The following is a 2161-nucleotide window of genomic DNA, read 5'->3' as shown; positions in this document are numbered from 1 at the left end:
TTTCTCCTGATGTTTTTTCTACCGACGAATGTGAATTTGGTTCAGTAAGTTCATATTCTTCTTTGAATTTTTTAGGATTTATACGCATAAAGTATTTTGGTGGTTTACCCCATAGTATGGCTAATTCCTCTAAGTCAAATATTCCATAGTATGGCTCAGCAATTATTACCACCTTATTCATCGTTTGTGCAAAAGTTTGTCTCCTAAATTTCCTTATACCTTGTTCTGTCCTCTCTTTTCCTAATTGGCTCCTGTAGGCTTTACACATATTAAACATACATACAGTCAAAAAAACATGTGTTCTGACTGCTGGTTCTGTTTTCTTGGGTATACTGTCTATCAGCCAGCCGGTCTTTAATTCCCTGAATGTTGTATTCTCTACTAAACTTCTTAACTTGTATTTCTTTATCACGGATATTGGTTTGTCTACTCTCAAAGTTGTTAAAAATACTTTTTCTTTTCCACGAGGATATTCTTTTCTATCCCATTTAGTAACCATTACTACATTCAGCGGATTTCCTACAAAATTTTTACTGTATCTGTTTTTCTTATTATGTTCTTCATCTCCATACTGGTCGTAACTGGTCAATCCTCTTATTCCTAAAGCAGTTATTTCTGTTGTTTCTTCTCGCCAGATACCATCTTCATTACCTCTATTCCTTAAACCCCGGGCATCTTTGGTTATATCCATTGTTGTTGTGGCTGGTATTATAAAATCAATCTTAAAACTATGCTTGATTATCCATAGTGTTATACCGTTTATAAACCCTCGATCTAAAACTAACACTTTTATCTTTTTACCAATATTTTTCTCGGCTTGTTTTATTAACTTCAATGTCCAATTCTTTTCACTCTCTTGTATCTTGGCAAACTTGGCCGATACCACTATCCCACTCCGGACACCTCTTATTACCAACAACTTAAACCCATAAGTTGTTTTTTCTGTTTTTATTATTTCTCCAGTCTTTTTGTCTAAATGTTCTTCTTCTACTGTTTTTCTGCCACAACCTTTACATTTTTCTGTCGTCTCTATATCAGTAGGGTCACAAATATATATATCATCGTCAATAAATCCCTCTTTATTCAATATCTTTATACTATCGTTAAGTATTTTTTCTACCTCTTTGACACTAAATTTTTCTAAAGCATCAGCAAGTGTGTCTTTATGCATTGGACCATTCCTTTTTTTACCTCTCTTCTTACTACGTTTACAGTATCCCTGCTTTATCTGTCGGGCTGTGAATCCTAATAACATCAATAGCCCCATATCATTAAATAACATATCAGGTACCTGATTCATATGCGCTATTCCTAACAATATCTTCATCTGATAAGTAAGCAGTAATTTTGCTACTGTTATCATCCGTCTAACATATCCTTCCCCATCTACATTTAATACTTCTAAAAAACCAAGAGTATTTAAAAATATTATGAACTTATCTAAAAATCCCCAACCCGCATCTTGCAAGATTCCGTAGTTACCAGCCAGTATCCTGTTGGCTACTTCTTTCTGGTTCCTGGTCAAATGTTCCCATGCTAAATACTGACGATTCCTTTCTCTTAGTTCCTGTTTCGCTGTTTCACTTTGTTCTTTTCTTCTTTCCAACTCTTTTAGTTCTTGGTTTGACATAATTTTTTACCCCCTCTGTTTGTATTTCGCCTATTTTGTCTAATAGTTCCACTATTCGTCTATTAAGTCCCCGTACCTCTTTCATGTTCTGATAAAATATACGATATGACTCTGTTAATCTCCCTACATTTTCAATCTCATCTCGTGGAACATATTTGTAGATATTTCTACCTTTATAAAAACAACTAAGATATCCATAACCTTTATATTCTATGTTAGAACTAATTGTTTTTATAGATTGAAGCTCTCTTTCCCCTTTGACTCGAGCTCGGAAAATTAAACATGCTGGTAACATCTTACCAGTCATCTCACATCGTCTTTCCACATACTGACGTCTTTGCCTTAATTTACTTATTTTGTCCATTAAACCCCGTTTTCTGTCCATCCCATCACCCCCCATATTTTTATTGTATATTAGTAATATATTTATATTACTAATACTATTTTAACAAAAAAACAACAGAGCGTCAAGCCCTGTTCAAAAATTCCTGCTTTTACCGACTTTACCTATCTCTTATGGCAAATCTTCAG

The 2161-nt window shown here is 34.1% G+C and carries 2 protein-coding genes; both read right to left on the bottom strand.

The genetic code is table 11. From position 1 onward, the window contains the following. A partial coding sequence (locus tag AB1414_19680) for a transposase (protein ID MEW6609635.1) occupies positions 1-1630 on the bottom strand: 1630 nt, incomplete at its 3' end. Then, positions 1581-2015 carry a hypothetical protein gene (locus AB1414_19675; protein MEW6609634.1) on the bottom strand — a complete coding sequence of 145 codons (435 nt, stop codon included), beginning with the start codon at positions 2013-2015 and terminating at the stop codon, positions 1581-1583. The genes AB1414_19680 and AB1414_19675, both read right to left, overlap by 50 nt. Positions 2016-2161 lie beyond the last annotated feature (146 nt).

The organism is bacterium, assembly GCA_040755795.1.
Lineage (GTDB): Bacteria > UBA9089 > CG2-30-40-21 > CG2-30-40-21 > SBAY01 > JBFLXS01.
This window is presented reverse-complemented; position numbering and strand designations above follow the sequence as displayed.

Excerpts from the sequence above, each read along its gene's own strand:
- AB1414_19675 (MEW6609634.1), bottom strand. The coding sequence starts at position 2,015 with ATGGACAGAAAACGGGGTTTAATGGACAAAATAAGTAAATTAAGGCAA.